General features: G+C 58.2%; 1 pseudogene. It reads left to right on the top strand.

What is annotated here, in order from left to right:
- Positions 1-301: 301 nt before the first annotated feature.
- Positions 302-825: pseudogene (locus A3730_RS25835) on the top strand (hypothetical protein); the annotation flags it as partial.

Raw genomic sequence — 825 nt, 5'->3', positions numbered from 1 at the left:
CTGAACACTGCCTTCAATTTCCTCCAGGCCAAAACGCCAGGTGTCGGCGTTGACGGTGGTGGTCGTGGCGGCAAGAAAGCCAAAAGTAGCGGCGCAAATAAATCGATTAAGTCGCATGCCTTTACCTTGATATTGCTTGTGGGTGCCAATCACTACATTGCATCGGGGCAGGGCTGTCAAGGGAACGGCCTGCAACGCTGGCACCTCGGCAGGCTTGATGCGACCATAGGCAATGTTTCCCGGCGCGTTCCCGTCTGTGTGAGTTTTCCTGGCGGGAAATGCACAGGTAAAAGGTGATTGGGTGTATCGAGAGGGCAAGGCATTGATCAGACACATTCTGCGTACCGGTCTATTGGGCATGCTGCTGGCGCTGGCTGGCAGTCTCTGGGCAGAACAGCAGCCCGGTTCGCCTGAGCAAGTGCCGAGAGCGGAGGCCCAGAGTGAGATCGAAAAAGGGCCGGTGATTTCCCAGTTCCGGGAAAACTGGATCCTCGGTGAGCTGCGAGCCCTGCGCCAGGACATGATGGAATACCGCAACCAGATGAACCTGCTGGTCACCGACCGGGAGCTGGAAGTGGCCGACAAGGCCATGGGGTACGCCACTAATACCGTCACCTACTTCTTCTACCTGATCGCCGGTGCCGCCTCGATTCTCGCCCTGGTCGGCTGGTCCACCATTCGTGACCTGAAAGACAACGTGCGGGTATATGCGGAAAAGGAAATGGCGCGTCTGACCAGCGAGTACGAATCCCGCCTGGCGGACCTGGAGCGCGAGCTGCGCCGCAAATCCCTGTCCATCGCCGAGAACCAGGAAGAAATCGAGCG

The sequence above is a fragment of the Alcanivorax sp. HI0044 genome (assembly GCF_001634945.1).
This window is presented reverse-complemented; position numbering and strand designations above follow the sequence as displayed.